Here is an 18,910-nt window from a genome sequence, read left to right as displayed (position 1 = left end):
GGATGACCGAAAACAGGCCGACGGCAGGGCCGCCGAGTAGGGAGCGCAAATGCATTATGACGGTGCGGCTTCTACGGTCTCCATCGACATCACCGATCTGTCGTTCAGGGACCTGGAGAAGGTCGGGAGCGCCTCTCTCAGAAGGGTGCTGAAGGAGCTTTTCGAACATGGCGCCGACCTGGAGCCGAGCGCGGGTTTCGACAGCTCGATATGAGAGATCGCCTTGCGGTTCCGGGCAGGCTGCGACAGAAAGATGACTGTGAAGCATTCGCCCGTTTCCCGGCGATCGGTGAGTCGGGCGTTCGGATCCGGCCCACCGGGGGTTGACCGCGGCAATAGAGTCGTTCGGCATCGGGTCCGCTTTCCGGACGGGCCTTCGGCCTGTGAGGTGGTGCCCCGCGTGCACAATATGGGGGAGGCCGAGTGGGAGCGCCTGCTCGACCAGTTGAACAGTGGGGACTGCACGCCTTTCCTGGGGTCCGGGGCGTGCGCGAGCACCCTGCCGACGGGGACGGCGCTGAGCCGTGACATGGCGCGCCGCTGGGACTATCCCTTCGACGACGACCACGATCTCCCCCGGGTGACGCAGTTCGCGGTGATGAGATACGGGGATTCGGTATATGTGAAGCGGCGGATCTGCGACGAGCTCGACGCCGGCGGAGCGCCCGACTTCCTGGACCCCCTCGAACCGCACGGCCTGCTCGCGAGCTTCCCGCTCCCGGTGTACCTGACGACGAACTACGACGACTTCATCCTGCGCTCGCTCGAAGCGGTGGGGAAAAGGCCGAACGTGGCCATCTGCCCGTGGAACAAGGGGCTCGCCTACGCCGAGGACCTGTTCAGCAGCGAGGCGGGCTGGAACCCCAGGCCGGATGCCCCGCTCATCTACCACCTGCACGGCAGCCTGCAGGACCCGGCGTCGATCGTGCTGGCCGAGGACGACTATCTGGAGTTCCTCACCAACCTCGCGGTGGACGGCGTCGCGGGAGGCCAGCGCATGCTGCCCACCTCCATCCTCGCGGCGCTGACCAGGAGACCCCTGCTGTTCATCGGCTACAGCCTGCAGGACTGGACGTTTCGCGTGCTCTTCCACGGGCTGCTGAAGGCCGTTCCCGGGATCAACCGCCGCAGGCACGTGAGCGTCCAGCTCGCCCCCTCGCTCGCCAGCACGAAGGCGGACGTGCTGGAGGTCCAGCGCCAGCTGGCCAGATACTACGAAGACTGGCGGATCTCCATCTTCTGGGGAACGGCGGAGGAGTTCTGCCGTGAGCTGCGCCGGCGGATGGGACCGGTGCCGTGACCCCCGACCTGACCCCTGACCCGCCCCCCGAGGTGACCCCCGACCACGACCGGCCCGACGCGGCCGACCAGCCGTACGTCGGCCTGCGGGCCTTCCGCCGCGAGGACGGCTCCCGGTTCTTCGGCCGCGACAGGGAGGCATGCGAGGTCTCCGACCTGTGGCAGGCCGGTCGCCTCACCGTGCTGTACGGGCCCTCCGGCGTGGGCAAGACCTCGCTGATCCAGGCCGGGGTGCTCCCGCTGCTGGACACGGGCAGGACCGACGTCCTGCCGATAGGCCGGGTGTCGCACGGCTCGCCCTTCCCCTCGGCCGCGCTCTCGCGGCACAACCCGCACGTGTTCGCGCTGCTGTCGTCGTGGGCGCCCCTGGAGACGCCCACCCGGCTGGCGGGGCTGACGATCCGCGAGTTCCTGAGCCGGCGCCCGCCGCGCCAGGATCCGTACGGCGACCCGGTGCTCACCCTGGCGGCGATCGACCAGGCGGAGGAGCTCTTCGGGGACTTCGCCCACCGCCAGCCGTACCGCGAGTGGTTCATCGGCCAGCTCGTCGAGGCGCTGGACGAGGACCCGAACCTGCGCCTCCTCGTCTCGATCCGGGAGGACTACCTCGCCGCGATCCTTCCCCACGAGCCGAAGCTGGCGGGCATGGCCAGGAGCCGCTTCTCGCTGACCGCCCTCGACACGGCCGCCGCGGTCCGGGCGACCGAGGGCCCGCTGGAGGGCACCGGCCGCTCGTTCGCCCCCGGCGCGGCGCGGGGCCTGGTCGACGACCTGCGCATGATCAGGGTCGGCAGGGCGCTCGGCGAGGAGGTCGTCGCCGACGCCAAGGTGGTCGAGCCCGTCCAGCTGCAGGTCGTGTGCTCGACCATGTGGCGTTCCCTGCCCGAGGACGTGCGGGTCATCTCCTCCGACCACGTCCGCAGGTTCGCCAACGCCGACCGGTCGCTCACCACCTTCTCCGAACGGATGATCGCCGAGGTGGCCCGCGACCACTTCGGCGAGGACGTCGCCGAGCTCAGGAGCTGGCTGCGCCGCTGCTTCATCACCGAGCTCGGCACCCGCGAGGTCGTCTACCAGGGGGAGACCGTCACCGCCGGCATGCCGAACGCGGTGGTCAGGGCACTGGTCGACCGTCACATCCTGCGCGAGGACATCAAGGCGGGCACGCGATGGTGCGAGCTGTCGCACGAGCGCCTCATCCAGCCCATCCTCCAGAACGACCACCTCGTCGTGCCGGCCGAGACCCGTTCCTTCCCCGACGACTACCTGCGGGCCGCCGAGCTCTCGTTCCGCGACGGGGAGTTCGCGCTGGCCGCGAAGCAGGCCGAGGAGGCCCTGGAGCGTTGCGGTGACAACACCAGGATGCGGGCGGAGATCGAGTCCTTCCTCGGCAACGTCGCGCACCGGCGGGAGGACTTCGAGAAGGCCGTCTCCCACTACCGCACCGCCGCGGTCCTCTTCGAGACGCTGGGGGCGACCTCGGCGGTCGGCGGGCTGCTCGCCGGGATCGGCAGGCTGCGGCTGGCCCAGGCACGCCCCTCGGTCGCGGTGCGGGAGCTGTACTCGGCGATCCGCCGCGTGCCCAACGACATGCACATCCAGACCGAGCTCGCCTGGGCGCTCTGGTACGACGGCCATCCCGACGCGGCGCGCGACGTCCTCAACGACGTCCTGGGCAGGGAGGGGAACCTCACCGAGGCGCTGCGGGCGCGGGGCGAGATCCTCGCCGGGCTCGGCCGGGCGGAGGCGGCGCTGCGGGACCTCGACCGGGTCCGGCCGCTGCAGTGGCCGTCCACCCGGGCCGCCCACGCGCTCGCGCTCGCCACGCTGGGCCGTTTTCCCGAGGCGGAGCGCGAGATCGGGGCGGTGTCGGCCGAGGCGGCGGACCACGGCCCGGTCCTGCTGTACGCCGCCAGGATCGAGGAACTCGCCGGTGACGCGGCGGCGGCGGCCGCGCTGGCCGGGCGGGCCGCCGCGGCGAGGACGCCCGCGCTCCCCGCCCATCTGGCGGCGGAGGCGGAGCGCATCGCCCGGCTCGCCTGACCGGGCGCCTCGGGCACTCACCTGGGCGGGGACCTCGGGCACTCACCTGGGCGGGCGCCTCAGGGGTGGGCCCGTCTCTCCCCGCCCGGCATCAGGCCGCCGCGCAGGGCGGGAACGGCCGTCACGACTATCGCGATCACGACCATGGTGACGAAGAGGACCACGGTCGCTCCGTCGCCGCCGAAGCAGGTGACGAGGAGGGCGCCGAGCGGCGCCGCCACCGATATCGCCATCCGGCTGGTGAGCCGGGACACGCTCGCCACCCTCGCGATCTTGTCCGGGCCGATCTCGTGGGCCTCGAACGTCCTGATGCCGATGTTGCTGAGCGCCCCGCTGCACCCGGTCAGCAACGTCGCCAGGGCGAAGAAGGCGGGATGCCCGCCGAAAGCGGCGACGAAGAGCGCGAACGCCCAGATCCACACCTGCGCGAACAGCATGAAGGGCGGCGGCGTGACGCGCAGGACGAGGAGCGACCCCAGGACCCCGCCCAGCCCGCCCCCCGCGAGCACCATCCCGACGACCAGCGGTGACAGCTCCGCCGAGCTCGCGAGAAAGACCATGGTCAGCGCGTTGACCATCAGATTGGTGAGGGCGGTCAGCGCCATCGCGGTGCGCAGGAAAGGCCGCTGGGCCACCTCGCGCAGCCCGTCGCCGACTTTGACCAGCGGGCGCGCGTCACGCCGGACATCGCTCGCGTCCATTCGCAGCAGAAAGCCGAACGACAGGAAGAAGAGCACGGTGTTGACGGCCGACGGTATCGCCTGCCCGATTCCCAGCAGGAACCCGCCGAGCGGCCTTCCCGCCAGCACGGCGGTGTGGAAGCTCATCTCGCTTCTCGCGAGCGCGCGGCGAAGCCCGTCGCGGCCGACCAGCGAAGGGATCAGCGCGTTCTCCGCCAGCGAGTGCAGGACCCACAGCGCCCCTTCGGCGACGGCGGCCACCACCAGCTGGGGCAGCGAGGCCGCCCCGCAGAGCAGGGCCACGAACACGCTGGCCGCGGCGATCCCCCTGGCGGCCTCCGTCCAGAGCATGACCTGGCGCGGGTTGAAGCGGTCGATCAGGGCGCCGGCCGGGATGTAGAGCAGGAGACCGGGGACGGTCGAGGCGAACCCCACCCATCCGGCGGCCATGGGGGAGCCGGTGAGCGCCAGGGCGATGAGCGGGTAGGAGACGCCGAGGGTCCGGAACGCGGTCATGGAAAGCGCGGATCCGGCCCACGCCAACCTGAGGTCCTTCTTGTTGTTGCGTGTCCGGGTCGCTTGTGCCGCTCCGTCCCCCACAGCTTGCGTATTCCTGTTCTCGTGTCCGCCGTCGGACAACAGCTGACAACTGATTTGTGAGGTGGGTCGTCAAAATCGCCGACGGAAGAGGAGAAATGGGATTTTGTTGACATGAAAACGACCAATGGGACCCCAGTAGCTCGGGTCCCATTGTTAATTCCGGCCTCGGGAGGCCCAAGCATAGCGCCGATTCACATAAATGAATCAAGCTCGCCCGGCTCCGCCTGCCTTCACCGGATTCCTGTGCCCGCCCTCCCCCGGGGGACCCGGGGGTGACTCCGGGGAGAGGGCCGGCCGGAAGGTCAGGCCGGCAGCTGGGCGTCCAGGCGGTAGCCGTCCACGGTGACGTAGACCTGGTCGCCCGGGCGGGCGTTCAGGCGCATCAGGACGGGCTGCAGGGAGTCGAAGACGGGGTGGTCCCGCCAGACCAGGACCACCGCGTTGTCGCCGGGACCGGTGACCGACAGCAGTGTGCCGGGACGCATGCCCAGCTGGGTGGCGTACCCCTCGGGCACGGCCACCGGGCCGCCCCGCAGGTGGTCGCTGGTCACCTCGATGCGCTGCCAGCGCGTCGGGTCGGACGACGGGCTCGCGGGCGGGTGCAGCGGGACCCGCTGGCTGGTGATCAGATGCGGCCTGGAGTTGCCGCTCGCCAGGGCCGACAGCGTGGCCAGGGCGGCGCGGGGGTCGATGGCGCCGGCGTTCACCTGCGGGATCGGCTGCCCGCCGCGGTGGTGGTGGCCGTTCGCCCCCGGGGTGCGGCGCGGCAGCTGCCTGACCTCGGCGGTGGTCTCCTGGGGAGCCGTCTCCTGCGACGCGCTCGCGGCGAGGGCGTCCAGCCAGGCCTGGACCGAGTGGGACCGGATGCCGAGCTGGTGCTCCATGAGCCGGAGCGCGTCGCTGTCGATCGGTTTGCCCGCCAGGAGCTGGCGGGTCCGGTCGCGCAGGCCGCCCAGGTCGCCCACGACGAGCCAGTCGTCCTGGAGCCGCCGGTCGGGCATGAGCGTGACCAGCACCCTCCAGAGCGGGGTCCGCAGGGTGGGGACCTCGATCGGGTGCGCGGGGTCGGCGCCGATGAGCTGGTCCTTGGTGGCGGCGGAGCCCAGCCACTCGGTCAGCCCGAACATGTGCCCGGTGAGCGGCGCGGACTCCGAGGAGCGCAGCCAGAGCAGGATGCGTTCCTCGGCGGCGCGCTGGGCCGCCGAGAGCGAGTCGCGGTCGGCGTTCAGCTTGTGCGCGAGCGCGCGCAGGCTGATCGGGTCGACCGCGAAGAGCCGCTCGACGGCGACCGCGCGCTCCAGCGGGCTCCAGTCGCGGAACATGTTGTCGACCAGGCGGACCAGCGGGTAGTCGTTGAGGACGGCCTGCGGGCTGGGCGCGGCCGGCTCGGGGACGGCGGCCGGTTCGGGGACCGGCTCCTGCCGCTGTTCCTGCGGCGGTGGCGACGGCTGGGCGGGGACCTGCGGCGCGGGTGCCTGCGCCGGGTCCTGGACCCGCTCCTGGAGCGGGACCTGCGCGTGGACGGCGGCCGGCGCGGCGTGCTCGGCGATCCCCGGGATGTGGCCGAGCACCTCGCGGAACACGGCGGTGACCACCATCTCGGGGGAGGACGTCGCGGGTCCGATCGTGGTCCCGCCCAGGTCTCCCGCGGTCAGGCGGCGCAGGCGGTTCCAGCCGCCCAGGCCGGCGATGGCCGAGCGCGTGGGCTCCGGCCAGCCTGGCAGGGTGGGGTCGACCGTGTGGACGTGCAGCGCGGGCAGCACGTCGCTCAGCGGCAGATGGTCCCAGCGTGACAGCGAGAGCCGGGCCAGCCTGTCGCAGACCCAGTCGAGCCCCGCGGCGCCGAGGGCCTTGGGCAGGGTGACCGACGACCACCAGCCGACGGGCAGCCGGGGGTCGGCCAGGGCTTCGGCGACCTGCTGGGGGCGACTCCAGCGCAGGGCCGGGACCAGATCACTCAGGCAGATCGATGACTCGGCATCCATCGGCGGACCGTAACCTCCCCAAAGTGACGCGTGTGGCTAATGGTGCAGCTTACGCCGCAAGCTATCAATTGGTGTTAAGAGGGTAAAGCTCCTTAGTACCCAAATCAGACGGAAGGACACGCGGACGGCCACCCAGGACCGTCACGGCCTCCGCCCCGGCGCGGCGTCCGGCGTCCAGCGCGGCCTCGTCGGCGGCCCCGCTCAGCAGGGCCGTGAGCAGCCCGGCGGCGAACGCGTCCCCCGCTCCAATGGAGTCAACCACCTCGGTGGTGAGCGCGGGAACCCGAGCGGCCAACTTTCCGTCCCTGGCCATCAGCGCGCCGCGGGATCCGAGCTTCACCGCCGCCGCCCCGTAGCGGAGGCTCAGGCTCTCGGCCGCCCCCTCGGCGGTGGCCTCGCCGGTGAGCAGCAGCGCCTCGTCCAGGTTGGGGATGATCAGCTGGGCGGTCAGGGTCTCCTGGACGAACCGCTCGACGCCGAACGAGCGCAGGAAACCGGTCGAGGCGGGGTCCACGCTGATCGAGACGCCGCGCCGGGACGCCTCGGCCATGGCCAGCCGGGAAAGCTGGAGCCCCGGCTCGGCGAACAGGGTGTAACCGGACAGATGGAGATGGCCCACCCCGTCGAGCAGGCTCTCGTCCCAGTCGCCCGTGCCGATGTGCCCGCCCGCGCCCCTGTTGGTGAGCATGGAACGCTCCCCGGTCACGTCGACCATGGCGATCACCACGGCGGTGGGCCGGTCGGGGTCGACCCGCAGGTGCGGCCGCACCCCGAACCGCCGCAGCTCGGCGGCGTGCCAGTCGGCGGTGTCGAATCCGGCCCGGGTCAGGATCCGCGCGTCGGCGCCGAGCCGGGCGGCCCAGGAGGCCGTGTTGGCCCCCGAGCCGCCGGGACGCAGCACGATGTCGGCGGCGGTGTCCGTCCCGACGGCCAGACCGCTCCTGGCGGACCCGCCGTGAAGTGCGACGACGTCGGTCACCACGTCGCCGATGACCAGCAGACCCGTTCCGGTCACGGTGTCCTCAGTCTCCCCGGCTCCAGGAGGCCGCGATCTGCCCGGCGACGCGGGCGTTGCCCCGCACCGCGGCCAGGTTCGCCTCGAGTGAGGCGCCGCCGGTGCCGCGCACCAGGTAGCCCAGCAGGAACGGGGTGATGGCCTGACCGGTGATCCGCCGCCGCTCCGCCTCGGCGAGGGCTTCGGCGAGGACCCGGTCGTGCAGCTCGGGGTCGAGCTGCTCGGGCAGCGGCACCGGGTTGGCGACGATCAGCGCGGTCTCCGGGCCGCCGAGCGCGTCCTGGGCCCGCATGATGCCCGCGGCCTCGTCCGGCGTCTCGATCCGCCAGTCGACCGGCTCGCCGGAGGTGTGCAGGTAGAAGCCGGGGAACTCGTCGGTGCGGAACCCCGCGATCGTGACGCCGCGCGTCTCCAGCCGTTGCAGGGTGGCCGGAACGTCCAGGATCGACTTCACGCCCGCGCAGACCACGGTGATGCGGGTCCGGCTCAGCATGTCGAGGTCGGCCGACTCGTCCTGGCTCTCGGTCCACCCGCGGTGCACGCCGCCGAGACCGCCGGTGGCGAAGACCCGGATGCCCGCCCTGGCGGCGAGGAACGAGGTGGCCGAGACCGTGGTCGCCCCGCTCGCCCCGAGCGCGGCGGCGGCGGGCAGGTCGCGGAAGCCCAGCTTGCGAAGCCCCTGCTCGCCGGCGACGCGCTCCAGCTCGCTCTTGTCGAGACCGATGCGCGCCACGCCGTCCAGCACCGCGATCGTCGCGGGCACCGCCCCGGCCTCCCGGACGATCCGCTCCAGCTCCACCGCGACCTCGAGGTTGCGGGGCTGGGGCAGGCCGTGGGAGATGATCGTGGACTCCAGCGCCACGATCGGGGCACCCTGCTCCAGCGCCTCGGCCACCTCGCTGGAGGGGCGGAGCGCGCCGGAGAGGGACTGTCGGGTGGTACGCATGAGCTGGTTCTGTCTCCTTGTCCGAGGTCGTAATCATTGCTTGCTTTTGGAACGGTGTAAACGACACCGTCTTCCCCAAAAAGAGCACGTTACGGTGGTTGCGAGGAGACGTCCACTCAAAGATCAGCCAACGATCAGCACTCCGAGCAGTGAGATCCCGCCGATGATGACCGTGGCGATCCCGCCCAGGAGCAGCGACCGCCCGCCCCGCGCGAGCCTTCGCAGGTCGACACCGGTGCCCAGGGCGAAGAGCGCCGCCGCGAGCAGCACCGCCGTCAGGTCGGGGATCGCGCCGGTGATCCCGGCGGGCACCACGCCCAGGCTCCGCGCCGCCACGGCCGCGACGAACCCGGCGACGAACAGCGGCACCACCGGCGGTCGCCGCGCCGCCCGCCCGGCCCCGGGACGGTCCGCGGCGGGGGGCGCCCCGGAACGGTCCGCCTCGGGACCGGGCGCCTGTGAACGGTCCGCTCCGGGACGGTTCGCCTCGGGACCGGGCGTCTCGGGACGGTCCGTCTCGGGACGGCGCGAGGAGGTCGGGTCCGCCTCGGTGCGGCGTGAGGAGGCCGCGGTACGGCGCAGGGAGACGGAGGTGAGCCCGACGATCGGGGCCAGCAGGACGACCCGGGCCAGCTTGACGGCGACCGCGCTCACCAGCACCCCCGCTCCGGCCGCCGCGCCGATGGCCGCCACCTGCGCGACCTCGTGGACCGAGGCTCCGGCCCACAGGCCCAGCTGGTGCGGGCTGAGCCCCAGCGCCCCCGCGAGGAGGGGCAGCGTGACGATCGAGACGCTGCCGTACAGGACGACCACGCCCACCGCGGCCGCCACGTCGTCGTCGTCGCTCTCCGCGACCTCGTGCATGGCGGCCACGGCCGCCGCCCCGCAGACGGACACGCCGGTCGCGATCAGCAGGGACCTGCGCGGGCTCACCCCGACGCGGCCTCCGATCCAGCGCGTCGCGGCGAACGTGACGCCGGTCCCCACCGCGACCACCGCCAGCGCCCGCCAGCCGAGCGCCAGCAGCTCCGGCAGCGCGATCTGCAGGCCGAGCAGCACGATCGCCAGGCGCAGCACCCGGCGGGAGGCGAACCCGAGCCCGGGGGTGAGCGACCGGTGCAGGCCGCCGAGGTTGGTGAGCGCGACCCCGAGGACCACCGCGACCACGGCGGCGCTCACTCCGGGAACGATCCGGGTCACCGCCGTCGCCAGGACCACCGCGAGGGCCGCGGCCCCGAGCCCCGGCGCGAGCGCCCGGAGCGCTTCCCCTCTCGTCGCCGGTGCCGGAGCAGGCCGTACGGGTGCCTGAGGGGTTCGCGCGGCGGAGTCGGAAGAACGGGTGAGCGGGGAGACGGGCATTCCCCGAGTGTCGGCGCGACGCCGGGAGGCCGGTAGCCGTCACCTTCCTGGAAGGTCATAGCCTGGAGCTATGAGCGAGCTGCCCGACCTCGAATCCCTGCGCCTGCTCGTCGACGTGGAACGCCTGGGCAGCCTCGGCCAGGCGGCCAGGGCGGCGGGCATCGCGCAGCCGTCGGTGAGCAAGCGCATCTCGCTCCTGGAGCGCCGCCTCGGGCTGCCGCTGCTGGAACGCACCCCGCGCGGGTCCACCCTCACCCCGCAGGGCGTGATGGTCTCGGCCTGGGCCACGCAGGTGCTGGCGGCGGCGGAGGAGCTCATGCGGGGGGCGGAGGCGGTACGGCACGGCCGGGCCGCGCACCTGCGCATCGCCGCCAGCATGACGGTCGCCGAGTACCTGCTGCCGCGCTGGCTGGGGGAGCTCCAGGACCGCGAGCCCCAGGTCCAGGTCGGCCTGGACGTGCAGAACTCGGCCGAGGTGGCGAGGCTGGTCGGCGGGAAGATCGAGCTCGGGTTCGTGGAGGGGCCCTCGGTCCCGGCCGGGCTGGTGTCGCGGGTGGTCGCCACCGACAGGCTCGTGGTGGTGGTCGCGCCGGGACACCCGTGGGCGCGCCGCCGCACCCCGCTGCTCGCCGCCGAGCTGGCCGCCACCCCCCTGGTCGTCCGCGAGCGGGGGTCGGGCACCCGCGAGACGCTGGACCTCGCGCTCACCGGCCACGCCGTCGCCGCCCCGAGGCTGGAGCTCGGTTCCAACGCCGCGGTCAAGGGCGCCGCCCGCGAGGGCGCCGCTCCCGCCGTGCTCAGCGGCTACGCGGTGGAGGCCGAGCTGGTCACCGGCCGGCTGGTCGAGGTGCCCACCCGGGACATCGACCTCACGCGCCGCCTGCGGGCGGTCTGGCGCCATGGCCGTACCCCCACCGGCCCCGCCGCCACCCTCCTCACGATCACCCTCTCCACCGCCCGCGAACGGCGGTGAGCGGCGACGGGTGGTGAGCGGCGGACGGCGGTGATCCGGGATCCGGGCGGGCGCGAGGTGGACGGCGGGGAAGGGGAAACGGAGGGCCGGTAGGGCGCGTGGGCTGCCGATTGGAGGATATTTCGGGATATGGTGAAGCGCATGGTGATGGTCGAGACGCCGAGCGTGCTCTGTCCCGAGCCGCACTGGCAGACGGGTCTCTGAGGCCGCGGCCCAGCCCCGCGTCCCCTCACCGCACCTCACCCCGCCGGGAAGTCTCGTGCTCCGCTCTCGCTACGAAGCCGTGATCGTCGGAGGCGGCCACAACGGCCTGGTCGCCGCCGCCTACCTCGCCCGCGCCGGCCGGCGCGTCCTCGTCCTGGAACGCCTCGGTCACGTCGGCGGCCTCGCCGTGTCGGCGCGGGCGTTCCCCGGGGTCGACGCCCGGCTCTCGCGCTATTCGTACCTGGTCAGCCTGCTCCCCTCGAAGGTCGTCGCCGACCTGGGGCTCAGGATCGCGCTGCGCCGCCGCAGGTACGCCTCGTACACGCCGGTGGGCGACACCGGGCTGCTGGTCGACAACGGCGACGCCGCGCGGACCGCCGCCTCCTTCGCCCGGGTCACCGGAGGCACCGGCGAGCTGGAGGCATGGCGGCGCTTCTACGGGATGACCGCCGACGTGGCCGAGCGGGTCGCGCCGACGCTGCTGGAACCCCTCGCCGACCGTACGGCGATGCGGAGCCTCGTCGGCGAGGAGGCCTGGCGCGACCTGTTCGAGCGGCCGGTCGGCGAGGTGGTGGACGAGCGGTTCGCCGACGACACCGTGCGCGGGGTGGTTCTCACCGACGCCCTCATCGGCACCTTCGCCGACCCCTCGGACCCGGGCCTGCTGGCCAACCGCTGCCTCCTCTACCACGTGATCGGCGACGGGACCGGCGACTGGAATGTCCCCGTCGGCGGCATGGGCGCGGTGTCCGGCGCGCTCGCCGACGCCGCCCGCGCCGCCGGGGCGGAGATCCTGACCGGCGCCGAGGTCCTCGCGGTCGACCCCTCGGGCGAGGTCGCCTTCCGCGACGCGGACGGCGAGCACACGGTGACGGGCGAGCGGATCCTGGCCAACGTGCCGCCCGCCGTGCTCGCCCGGCTGCTGGGAGACGCCGGCCCCGTCCCCGAGGGGGCCCAGCTCAAGGTCAACATGGTGCTCTCGCGGCTGCCGCGCCTGCGGGACCCCGGCGTGGACCCCGCGGCGGCGTTCAGCGGCACGTTCCACATCAACGAGGGCCGCGACCAGCTCGCCCGCGCCTACGCGGAGGCGTCGGCCGGCCGGATCCCCTCGCTGCCCCCGGCCGAGGTCTACTGCCACTCGCTGACCGACCCCTCCATCCTCGGCCCGGAACTGCGCGAGGCCGGAGCCCACACGATGACGCTGTTCGGCCTGCACATGCCCGCCAGGCTGTTCAGGGAGGACCCGGCGGGGGCGCGCGAGGCCGCGCTGCGCGCCACGCTCGCCTCGATGAACGCGGTCCTCGCCGAACCCGTCGAGGACTGCCTGCTGCGCGCCCCCGACGGCAGCCCCTGCCTCGAGGCCAAGACACCGGTCGACCTGGAGACCGAGGCGGGCCTGCCCGGCGGCCACATCTTCCACCGCGACCTGTCTTGGCCGTACGGGGAACCGGGGCGCTGGGGGGTGGAGACCGCCTTCGAGCGCGTCCTGCTCTGCGGCGCGGGCGCCCGGCGCGGCGGTGGTGTCAGCGGCATCCCCGGCCACAACGCCGCCATGGCGCTGCTCACCTGAGCCGGGGCCGGCTCAGGTGATGGCCGCCGGTGGTGGCGTTCATCCGGCTCTCAGGATGGGCGTCTACCGTGGAGACCATGGCTGAGGGTGAGGCGGCGCGGGTGCTGGTCGTGGACGACGAGCCCGCGCTCAGGGAGGCGCTGCAGAGCAGCCTGGAGTTCGAGGGGTACCGGGTCGGCCTGGCCTCGGACGGCCTGGCGGCGCTGGAGGCGATCGATCGGGAGCCGTACGAGCTGGTCCTGCTCGACGTCATGATGCCCCGGATGGACGGCCTGACCGCCTGCCGCAGGCTCAGGGCGGTGGGCAACCACCTGCCGGTCCTCATGCTCACCGCCCGCGACGCCGTGGGCGACCGGGTCTCCGGCCTGGACGCGGGCGCCGACGACTACCTGGTCAAGCCGTTCGAGCTGGACGAGCTGCTGGCGCGCGTCAGGGCGCTGCTGCGGCGCGGCGCCCTGAGCGCGCCCGCGGCCGAGGACGACGCGGTCCTGGCCTTCGGTGACCTGCGGATGGACGTCGCCGGCCGCGAGGTCACCCGGGGCGGCGAGCCGCTGGAGCTCACCCGCACCGAGTACCTGCTGCTTGAGCTGTTCATGGTCCACCCCCGCCAGGTGCTCACCCGTGAGCAGATCCTCAGCGAGGTGTGGGGGTTCGACTTCGAGCCGTCCTCCAACTCCCTCGACGTCTACGTCATGTACCTGCGCCGCAAGACCGAGATCGGCGGGCGCCCCCGGCTGATCCACACCGTCCGGGGCGTCGGCTACGTGCTGCGGACCTCCGCGTGAACGGTCGCCGGTCCCTGCGCTCCCGGCTGACCCTGCTGGTGGCGGCGGCCGTGGCGCTCGCGATCGCGGTGTGCGCGGTGCTGTGCTGGTTCGTCGTACGGGCCGAGCTGCTGCGGCAGGTGGAGCGCTCGCTGGACGGACGGCCGCAGGGCATCGAGTGGATCGTGCCGTACTGCCAGGGAGAGCCGGGAGGGCCGGGAGGTCCGGGAGAGCCGGGGGCTCCGCGAGAGGTCATGGATCACAGGCCGCAGCTCCGCCTCCCGCCCATCCAGCTGATCTACGCCGACGGCAGGAGGTGCGTGGCGGGTTCCACGCCCGTCAAGGTCACCCCGGCGGACCTGGCCCTGACATACGGCCCCCCGGGAAGGCGGGAGTTCAGGAACGGCGTGACCGACACCGGAGAGGAGGTCCGGGTGATGACGAAGAACATCCGCCCGGGTCTCGCGGTCATGGAGTCACGGTCCCTGGGGGAGGTCCACTCCACCCTCGCCACGCTCGCCGGGATCCTCGCGGCGGTCACCGCGCTCGGCGTGCTCGGCGCCGCCTCCGCCGGGCTGCTCGTCTCCCGTACGGCGCTGCGTCCCGTCGGCCGCCTGACCGAGGCCGTCGAGTACGTCGCCAGGACCGAGGACCTCGACACCAGGATCCCGGTCGAGGGCACCGACGAGATCGCCAGGCTCGGTGTCTCCTTCAACGCGATGACCACCGCGCTGGCCGGGTCCCGCGAGCGCCAGCGGAGGCTGATCGCCGACGCGGGGCACGAGCTGCGCACCCCGCTCACCAGCCTGCGCACCAACATCGACCTGCTGCTGCGCAGCGAGAACGCCGGACGCCCCCTCGACGCCGCGCCCAAGCGCAGGCTGCTGGCCAACCTCAAGGCCCAGTTCGAGGAGATGTCCACGCTCGTCGGGGACCTGCTCCAGCTCTCGCGCTCCGAGGACGAGCACGAGCCGCACGTCGAGGTCGCCTTCCACGACGTCGTCGAGGCGGCCGTGCGCAGGGCGCGGCTGCGCGCCCCCGACACCTCGATCGAGGTGGAGCTGAGCCCCTGGTACCTGCGGGGCGACCAGGCCGCCCTGGAGCGGGCCGTGGTGAACCTGCTGGACAACGCGGTGAAGTTCTCGCCGGGCGGGGCCGATCCGGTGAGCGTGCGGCTCCGTGGCGGCGAGCTGACCGTGCGGGACCACGGTCCCGGCATCCCGGGGGAGGAACTGCCGTACGTGTTCGACCGGTTCTGGCGGTCGTCCTCGGCCCGCAGCATGCCCGGCTCGGGACTGGGGCTGGCCATCGTGGCCAAGGCCGTACGCGACGCCGGGGGAGAGGTGAGCCTGGAGAACGCCTCGGGGGGCGGCACCCTCGCCCGCGTCCACCTGCCCGGTTCCCCTGCCCGGTCGCCTGTCACCCCGGGCACGTGAGCGGCTGCCGACGGCGCGGGAACAGGTGTCCCCCCTCCCGTCGTGGCCCGCCGCTCCGGGTACGTGAGCGGCCGTCCCCGTCGCCCGTCGTTTCTCCTCCCTCCCTCCTTACCGCCGCTCCGGGTACGTGAGCCGCCCGTCCCCACCGCCCGTCCCCGCCGAAGGAAACCGCCGCGCGACCGGCCGCGCCGCTCGCCGGCGGGACCGGTCGCGCCGCTCGCCCGCACCCGCCGGACCGGCCGCGCCCCTTTCTCACCCGGTGTTAATGACCGCCTCAGGGTCACTCAAGATCACGCGACCACCGTGAGGGCATGAGACAACCGAGCCCCCGCCCCCGGAGGGCGGCATGAAGCAGGCCATGGCACCGGCGCGCACCCGGCTGGTCGAGATCGTGGTCCCCGTCCACAACGAGCAGCGGGTGCTCGGCGAGAGCGTCCGCCGCCTGCACGCCTACCTCACGAGAACCTTCCCCTACGGCTTCCGCATCACGATCGTCGACAACGCCAGCACCGACGCCACCTGGCGGATCGCCACCGCCCTCGGCCACGAGCTGTCCCACGTGCGCGCCCTGCGCATGGAGGCCAAGGGCCGGGGCCGGGCGCTGCGCCGGGCGTGGTCGGAGAGCGACGCCGACGTGGTCAGCTACATGGACGTCGACCTCTCCACCGACCTGGACGCCTTCCTGCCGCTGGTGGCCCCGCTGCTGTCCGGCCACAGCGACCTGGCCATCGGCACCCGGCTGTCCAGGGGCTCCAACGTCGTCCGGGGACCGAAGCGGGAGTTCGTCTCGCGGACGTACAACCTGCTGCTCCGGTCGGCGATGGGGGCGCGCTTCTCCGACGCGCAGTGCGGTTTCAAGGCGGTCCGCACCGAGATCGCGCAGGTGCTGCTCCCCGCGGTCGAGGACGAGGAGTGGTTCTTCGACACCGAGCTGTTGCTCCTCGCGGAGCGGCACGGGCTGCGCATCCACGAGGTGCCCGTCGACTGGGTGGACGACCCCGACAGCCGCGTCGACATCGTCAGGACCGCCGTGGACGACCTCAGGGGGATGGCCAGGGTGGCACGGAAGACGTTGTCGGGGGCGGCGAGGCTCCCGGTGCCGCCGCGCGTGCGGGGAGCACGGCTGCCCAGGGGCATGGCCCGCCAGCTGCCCAGCTTCGCCGTCATCGGCGCGATCTGCACCCTGGCGCACCTGGTCCTGTTCGTGACCCTGCGCCTGGTGATGCCCGCCGTCGTGGCCAACGGGCTGGCCCTGCTCGTCACCGCCGTCGCCAACACCGCGGCCAACCGGCGCTTCACCTTCGGCGTCACCGGCCGTACCGGAGCCCTCCGCCACCAGCTCGAAGGCGGCCTGGCCTTCCTCGTCGGCCTGCTGCTGAGCACCGGCGGCCTGGCCCTGCTCGACCTCGTGGCGCCCGCGGCGTCCACCGCCGCGGAGGTCGCCGCGCTCGTGGCGGCCAACGCCCTCGCCACCCTCGTACGCTTCCTGATGCTCCGCGCCTGGGTCTTCAACCCCCGCCGCGCCAAGGAGACCACTTCATGACCGCCGACTCCTCGCGGGACACGAGACCCTCGTCCTCTGCGTCCGCGCCCGGCACGGTGACCTCCCCGCCACCGGGGACGCACGCCGCCCCCCGGCCGGAGCTCCCCGCCCCCGACGAACCGACACGGACGGCGCCGTCCGCGCCGACCACGCTGTCCGTGTCGTCCGCGCCGTCCGCGCCGTCCGCGTCGAGTACGGCGACCGTGCCGGACGTGCCGGACGTGCCGGAAGCGCCGTTCGCGTCAGGTGCGAGGCGGGTCCCCGGGCGGGGCCGCGCCGTGCGGGACGGCGGGTTCGGCGGCGCCGTGCGGCGGGTGTTCCTCGGCGGTCCCGGTGACCCCCGGTGGGCGCGGCCCGGCCTGTGGGCGGTGCTCGCGCTGGCCACGGTCCTGTACGTGTGGGCGCTCGGGCGGAACGGCCACGCCAACGACTACTACTCCGCCGCGATCCTGTCGGGCACACAGAGCTGGAAGGCGTTCTTCTTCGGGGCACTGGACGCCGGGTCGTTCATCACCGTGGACAAGCCGCCGCTCGCGCTGTGGGTGATGGGACTGTCCGCGAGGGTCTTCGGGTTCGGCACCTGGAGCATGCTCCTGCCCCAGGCCGTCGCCGGGGTCGCCGCCGTCGCCGTACTCCACTCGGCCGTGCGCAGGGCACTGCCCGGCACGTACGGTCACGCCGCCGCGCTGGTCGCGGCCCTGGTGATGACGCTGACCCCGATCACCGTGGCCATCAACCGGGACAACAACCCCGACACCCTCCTCGTCCTGCTGCTGGTGCTCGCCGCCTGGTTCTGCCAGGAGGCGGTACGCGCCGGCCGGATGCGCGCGCTCGTCGTCTCGGCGGTGTTCGTCGGGCTGGCGTTCAACACCAAGATGCTCCAGGCGTATCTGGTGCTCCCGGTCTTCGCCCCGCTCTATCTGGTCATGGCTCCCGGGCCCCTGCTCCGCCGCCTCGGGCACCTGCTCGCGGCGGGTGCGGCGCTGGTGGTCTCCAGCGCCTGGTGGATGGTGGTCGTGGACCTGTGGCCCGCGTCGAGCAGGCCCTACGTCGGAGGCAGCACCGACAACTCCGTCTGGGACCTCGTCATCGGCTACAACGGCCTCGGCCGGGTCTTCGGCGGGAGCGGCGGGCCCGGCGGAGGCGGTGGATCCGGTGGACCCGGCGGTGGGGGCGGGTTCGGCGGCGAGGCGGGGGCCGGGCGCCTGTTCAACGACATCATGGCCGGGCAGATCTCCTGGCTGCTGCCCCTCTCCGTGATCGCCCTCGTCGCGGGCCTGGTCCTGGTCGCACGCGGCCCGCTCCGCGACCCCAGGATCGCCCTGACGCTGTGGGGCGGCTGGCTCGCGGTCCACTACGTGGTGTTCAGCTTCTCCAGCGGTACCTTCCACCCGTACTACACCACCGCGATGGCCCCGGCCGTCGCCGCCCTGACCGGCCTCGGCGGGGTGCTCGTGTGGCGGGCCCAGCGGGAGTCCAGGGCCTGGTCGTGGGTGCTGGCCGCGGGCGTCGCGGTCACCGGGGGGTGGGCGTTCACCCTGCTCCGGCGCGCCGGGGACGCCGGGGGCTTCGTGCCCTGGCTGGCCTGGGCGGTGGCCGGTACGACCGTCGTGGCGGTCGCCGGGTTGCTCCTGGCCCGCCTCGGGCGGCGGCTCAGGTCGCGGATCGCCGCGGTGGCGCTGACGGCCGGGCTGGTCGCCGTCCTCGCCGGGCCGGCCGCCTACGCGCTCACCCCCCTCGGCTCGCCCGTCAACGGCACCAACCCCACCGCGGGCCCCGCGGGGAGCGGAGGCTTCGGCGGCATGCGGGGCGGCTTCCCCGGCGGTACGCGAGGAGGACTCCCCGGCGACGACGGCCCTCGGAACATTCCTCCGAACGGCACCCAGGGCGGCCTTCCCGGCGGCACGCCGGAGCAGGACCCGGGACAGGGCACGGCCGGTGACGCTCGGCAGGGCTCCTCGATCGCGCGCTACGGCCTCCCCGGCGGGATGCGGGGCGGCTTCGGCGGGGCGATGGACCAGCGGATGGTCGACTACCTGAAGAGGAACCGGGGCGGCGCGACCTGGCTGGTGGCGGTGAGCAGCGCGCAGGGCGCCTCCTCGGTCATCCTGTCGACGGGGCTGCCCGTCATCGCGATGGGCGGCTTCACGGGCAGCGACCCGGCCATGACCGTGGACCGGCTCAAGGGACTCGTCTCCTCGGGGCGGCTCAGGTACGTGATGACCGGGGGCGGCAGGGGCGGGCCCGACAGGGGCGACTCCCAGGTGACCGAGTGGGTGCGGGCCAACTGCGCCGCCGTCGAGGCGTCGGAGTACGGCGGCTCCACCGACCAGTCCCTCTACCGCTGCGGTTGAGCCCGCCGCGGCGCCCCCGGAGGCCGGCGACGGCCCCGGCGGTCGTCACCATGTCCGGTCACCGCGCTCCGCCCGCCCGGTGACCGGATAGGGTCGTCGAGACCGGGGTGGAGCTATTGACTGGTTCGCCAATCAGGAG

14 protein-coding genes are annotated in these 18,910 nt (G+C 73.3%); 9 read left to right on the top strand and 5 right to left on the bottom strand.

The window, feature by feature from the left end; genetic code table 11:
- Positions 1 to 49: 49 nt before the first annotated feature.
- The 3 genes from ACFFRH_RS25120 (at position 50) to ACFFRH_RS25110 (ending at position 3,342) form a co-directional block, all read left to right on the top strand.
- Positions 50 to 214 carry an FxSxx-COOH-like cyclophane-containing RiPP peptide gene (locus tag ACFFRH_RS25120; protein ID WP_386159935.1) on the top strand — a complete coding sequence of 55 codons (165 nt, stop codon included), beginning with the start codon at positions 50 to 52 and terminating at the stop codon, positions 212 to 214.
- A gap of 195 nt (positions 215 to 409) precedes the next feature.
- Positions 410 to 1,300: an SIR2 family NAD-dependent protein deacylase gene (locus ACFFRH_RS25115; RefSeq protein ID WP_386160106.1), complete on the top strand. Its 891-nt coding sequence runs from the start codon at positions 410 to 412 to the stop codon at positions 1,298 to 1,300.
- Positions 1,297 to 3,342 carry a tetratricopeptide repeat protein gene (locus ACFFRH_RS25110; protein ID WP_386159933.1) on the top strand — a complete coding sequence of 682 codons (2,046 nt, stop codon included), beginning with the start codon at positions 1,297 to 1,299 and terminating at the stop codon, positions 3,340 to 3,342. Before ACFFRH_RS25115 ends, ACFFRH_RS25110 begins: the two co-directional genes overlap by 4 nt.
- 59 nt (positions 3,343 to 3,401) lie before the next feature.
- Here the strand turns inward: ACFFRH_RS25110 and ACFFRH_RS25105 are convergent, their stop codons facing one another.
- From ACFFRH_RS25105 to ACFFRH_RS25085, 5 genes are all read right to left on the bottom strand, one after another.
- Entirely contained in the window at positions 3,402 to 4,622 is a 1,221-nt protein-coding gene (locus ACFFRH_RS25105; protein ID WP_386159931.1) for an MFS transporter, read from the bottom strand.
- Positions 4,623 to 4,924: 302 nt separating this feature from the next.
- Positions 4,925 to 6,607: a hypothetical protein gene (locus ACFFRH_RS25100; RefSeq protein ID WP_386159929.1), complete on the bottom strand. Its 1,683-nt coding sequence runs from the start codon at positions 6,605 to 6,607 to the stop codon at positions 4,925 to 4,927.
- Positions 6,608 to 6,671: 64 nt separating this feature from the next.
- The gene (locus tag ACFFRH_RS25095) at positions 6,672 to 7,622 is read right to left on the bottom strand and encodes a carbohydrate kinase family protein (protein ID WP_386159927.1); all 951 of its coding nucleotides are present in this window, start codon (positions 7,620 to 7,622) and stop codon (positions 6,672 to 6,674) included.
- Between the two features lie 7 nt (positions 7,623 to 7,629).
- Positions 7,630 to 8,568 carry a pseudouridine-5'-phosphate glycosidase gene (locus ACFFRH_RS25090; RefSeq protein ID WP_386159925.1) on the bottom strand — a complete coding sequence of 313 codons (939 nt, stop codon included), beginning with the start codon at positions 8,566 to 8,568 and terminating at the stop codon, positions 7,630 to 7,632.
- Positions 8,569 to 8,691: 123 nt separating this feature from the next.
- Positions 8,692 to 9,927, bottom strand: coding sequence for a YeiH family protein (locus tag ACFFRH_RS25085; RefSeq protein ID WP_386159923.1), 1,236 nt, complete (start codon positions 9,925 to 9,927; stop codon positions 8,692 to 8,694).
- A 70-nt stretch (positions 9,928 to 9,997) separates the two neighbouring features.
- Between ACFFRH_RS25085 and ACFFRH_RS25080 the strand changes: the two genes are divergently transcribed.
- The 6 genes from ACFFRH_RS25080 to ACFFRH_RS25055 all read left to right on the top strand — a co-directional run bounded on the left by ACFFRH_RS25080 (position 9,998) and on the right by ACFFRH_RS25055 (position 18,771).
- Entirely contained in the window at positions 9,998 to 10,900 is a 903-nt protein-coding gene (locus ACFFRH_RS25080) for a LysR family transcriptional regulator (RefSeq protein WP_386159921.1), read from the top strand.
- A gap of 259 nt (positions 10,901 to 11,159) precedes the next feature.
- The gene (locus tag ACFFRH_RS25075) at positions 11,160 to 12,674 is read left to right on the top strand and encodes a phytoene desaturase family protein (protein ID WP_386159919.1); all 1,515 of its coding nucleotides are present in this window, start codon (positions 11,160 to 11,162) and stop codon (positions 12,672 to 12,674) included.
- Positions 12,675 to 12,751: 77 nt separating this feature from the next.
- Entirely contained in the window at positions 12,752 to 13,459 is a 708-nt protein-coding gene (locus ACFFRH_RS25070; RefSeq protein WP_344745045.1) for a response regulator transcription factor, read from the top strand.
- Positions 13,456 to 14,874 carry a sensor histidine kinase gene (locus tag ACFFRH_RS25065; RefSeq protein ID WP_344745046.1) on the top strand — a complete coding sequence of 473 codons (1,419 nt, stop codon included), beginning with the start codon at positions 13,456 to 13,458 and terminating at the stop codon, positions 14,872 to 14,874. Before ACFFRH_RS25070 ends, ACFFRH_RS25065 begins: the two co-directional genes overlap by 4 nt.
- Positions 14,875 to 15,220: 346 nt before the next feature.
- Positions 15,221 to 16,417, top strand: a complete 1,197-nt coding sequence (locus ACFFRH_RS25060; RefSeq protein ID WP_344745047.1) for a bifunctional glycosyltransferase family 2/GtrA family protein — start codon at positions 15,221 to 15,223, stop codon at positions 16,415 to 16,417.
- Complete coding sequence (locus tag ACFFRH_RS25055) at positions 16,414 to 18,771, top strand: glycosyltransferase family 39 protein (protein WP_344745048.1); 2,358 nt, start codon at positions 16,414 to 16,416, stop codon at positions 18,769 to 18,771. The genes ACFFRH_RS25060 and ACFFRH_RS25055 overlap by 4 nt, the downstream gene beginning before the upstream one ends.
- Positions 18,772 to 18,910 lie beyond the last annotated feature (139 nt).

Source organism: Streptosporangium vulgare (assembly GCF_042428775.1).
GTDB lineage: Bacteria > Actinomycetota > Actinomycetes > Streptosporangiales > Streptosporangiaceae > Streptosporangium > Streptosporangium vulgare.
Note: the sequence above shows the minus strand (reverse complement) of the source record. Positions and strands in the feature narration are given on the sequence as shown.

Excerpts from the sequence above, each read along its gene's own strand:
- ACFFRH_RS25070 (WP_344745045.1), top strand. The coding sequence starts at position 12,752 with ATGGCTGAGGGTGAGGCGGCGCGGGTGCTGGTCGTGGACGACGAGCCC.
- ACFFRH_RS25115 (WP_386160106.1), top strand. The coding sequence starts at position 410 with ATGGGGGAGGCCGAGTGGGAGCGCCTGCTCGACCAGTTGAACAGTGGG.
- ACFFRH_RS25080 (WP_386159921.1), top strand. The coding sequence starts at position 9,998 with ATGAGCGAGCTGCCCGACCTCGAATCCCTGCGCCTGCTCGTCGACGTG.
- ACFFRH_RS25060 (WP_344745047.1), top strand. The coding sequence starts at position 15,221 with ATGAAGCAGGCCATGGCACCGGCGCGCACCCGGCTGGTCGAGATCGTG.
- ACFFRH_RS25085 (WP_386159923.1), bottom strand. The coding sequence starts at position 9,927 with ATGCCCGTCTCCCCGCTCACCCGTTCTTCCGACTCCGCCGCGCGAACC.
- ACFFRH_RS25120 (WP_386159935.1), top strand. The coding sequence starts at position 50 with ATGCATTATGACGGTGCGGCTTCTACGGTCTCCATCGACATCACCGAT.
- ACFFRH_RS25100 (WP_386159929.1), bottom strand. The coding sequence starts at position 6,607 with ATGGATGCCGAGTCATCGATCTGCCTGAGTGATCTGGTCCCGGCCCTG.
- ACFFRH_RS25090 (WP_386159925.1), bottom strand. The coding sequence starts at position 8,568 with ATGCGTACCACCCGACAGTCCCTCTCCGGCGCGCTCCGCCCCTCCAGC.
- ACFFRH_RS25055 (WP_344745048.1), top strand. The coding sequence starts at position 16,414 with ATGACCGCCGACTCCTCGCGGGACACGAGACCCTCGTCCTCTGCGTCC.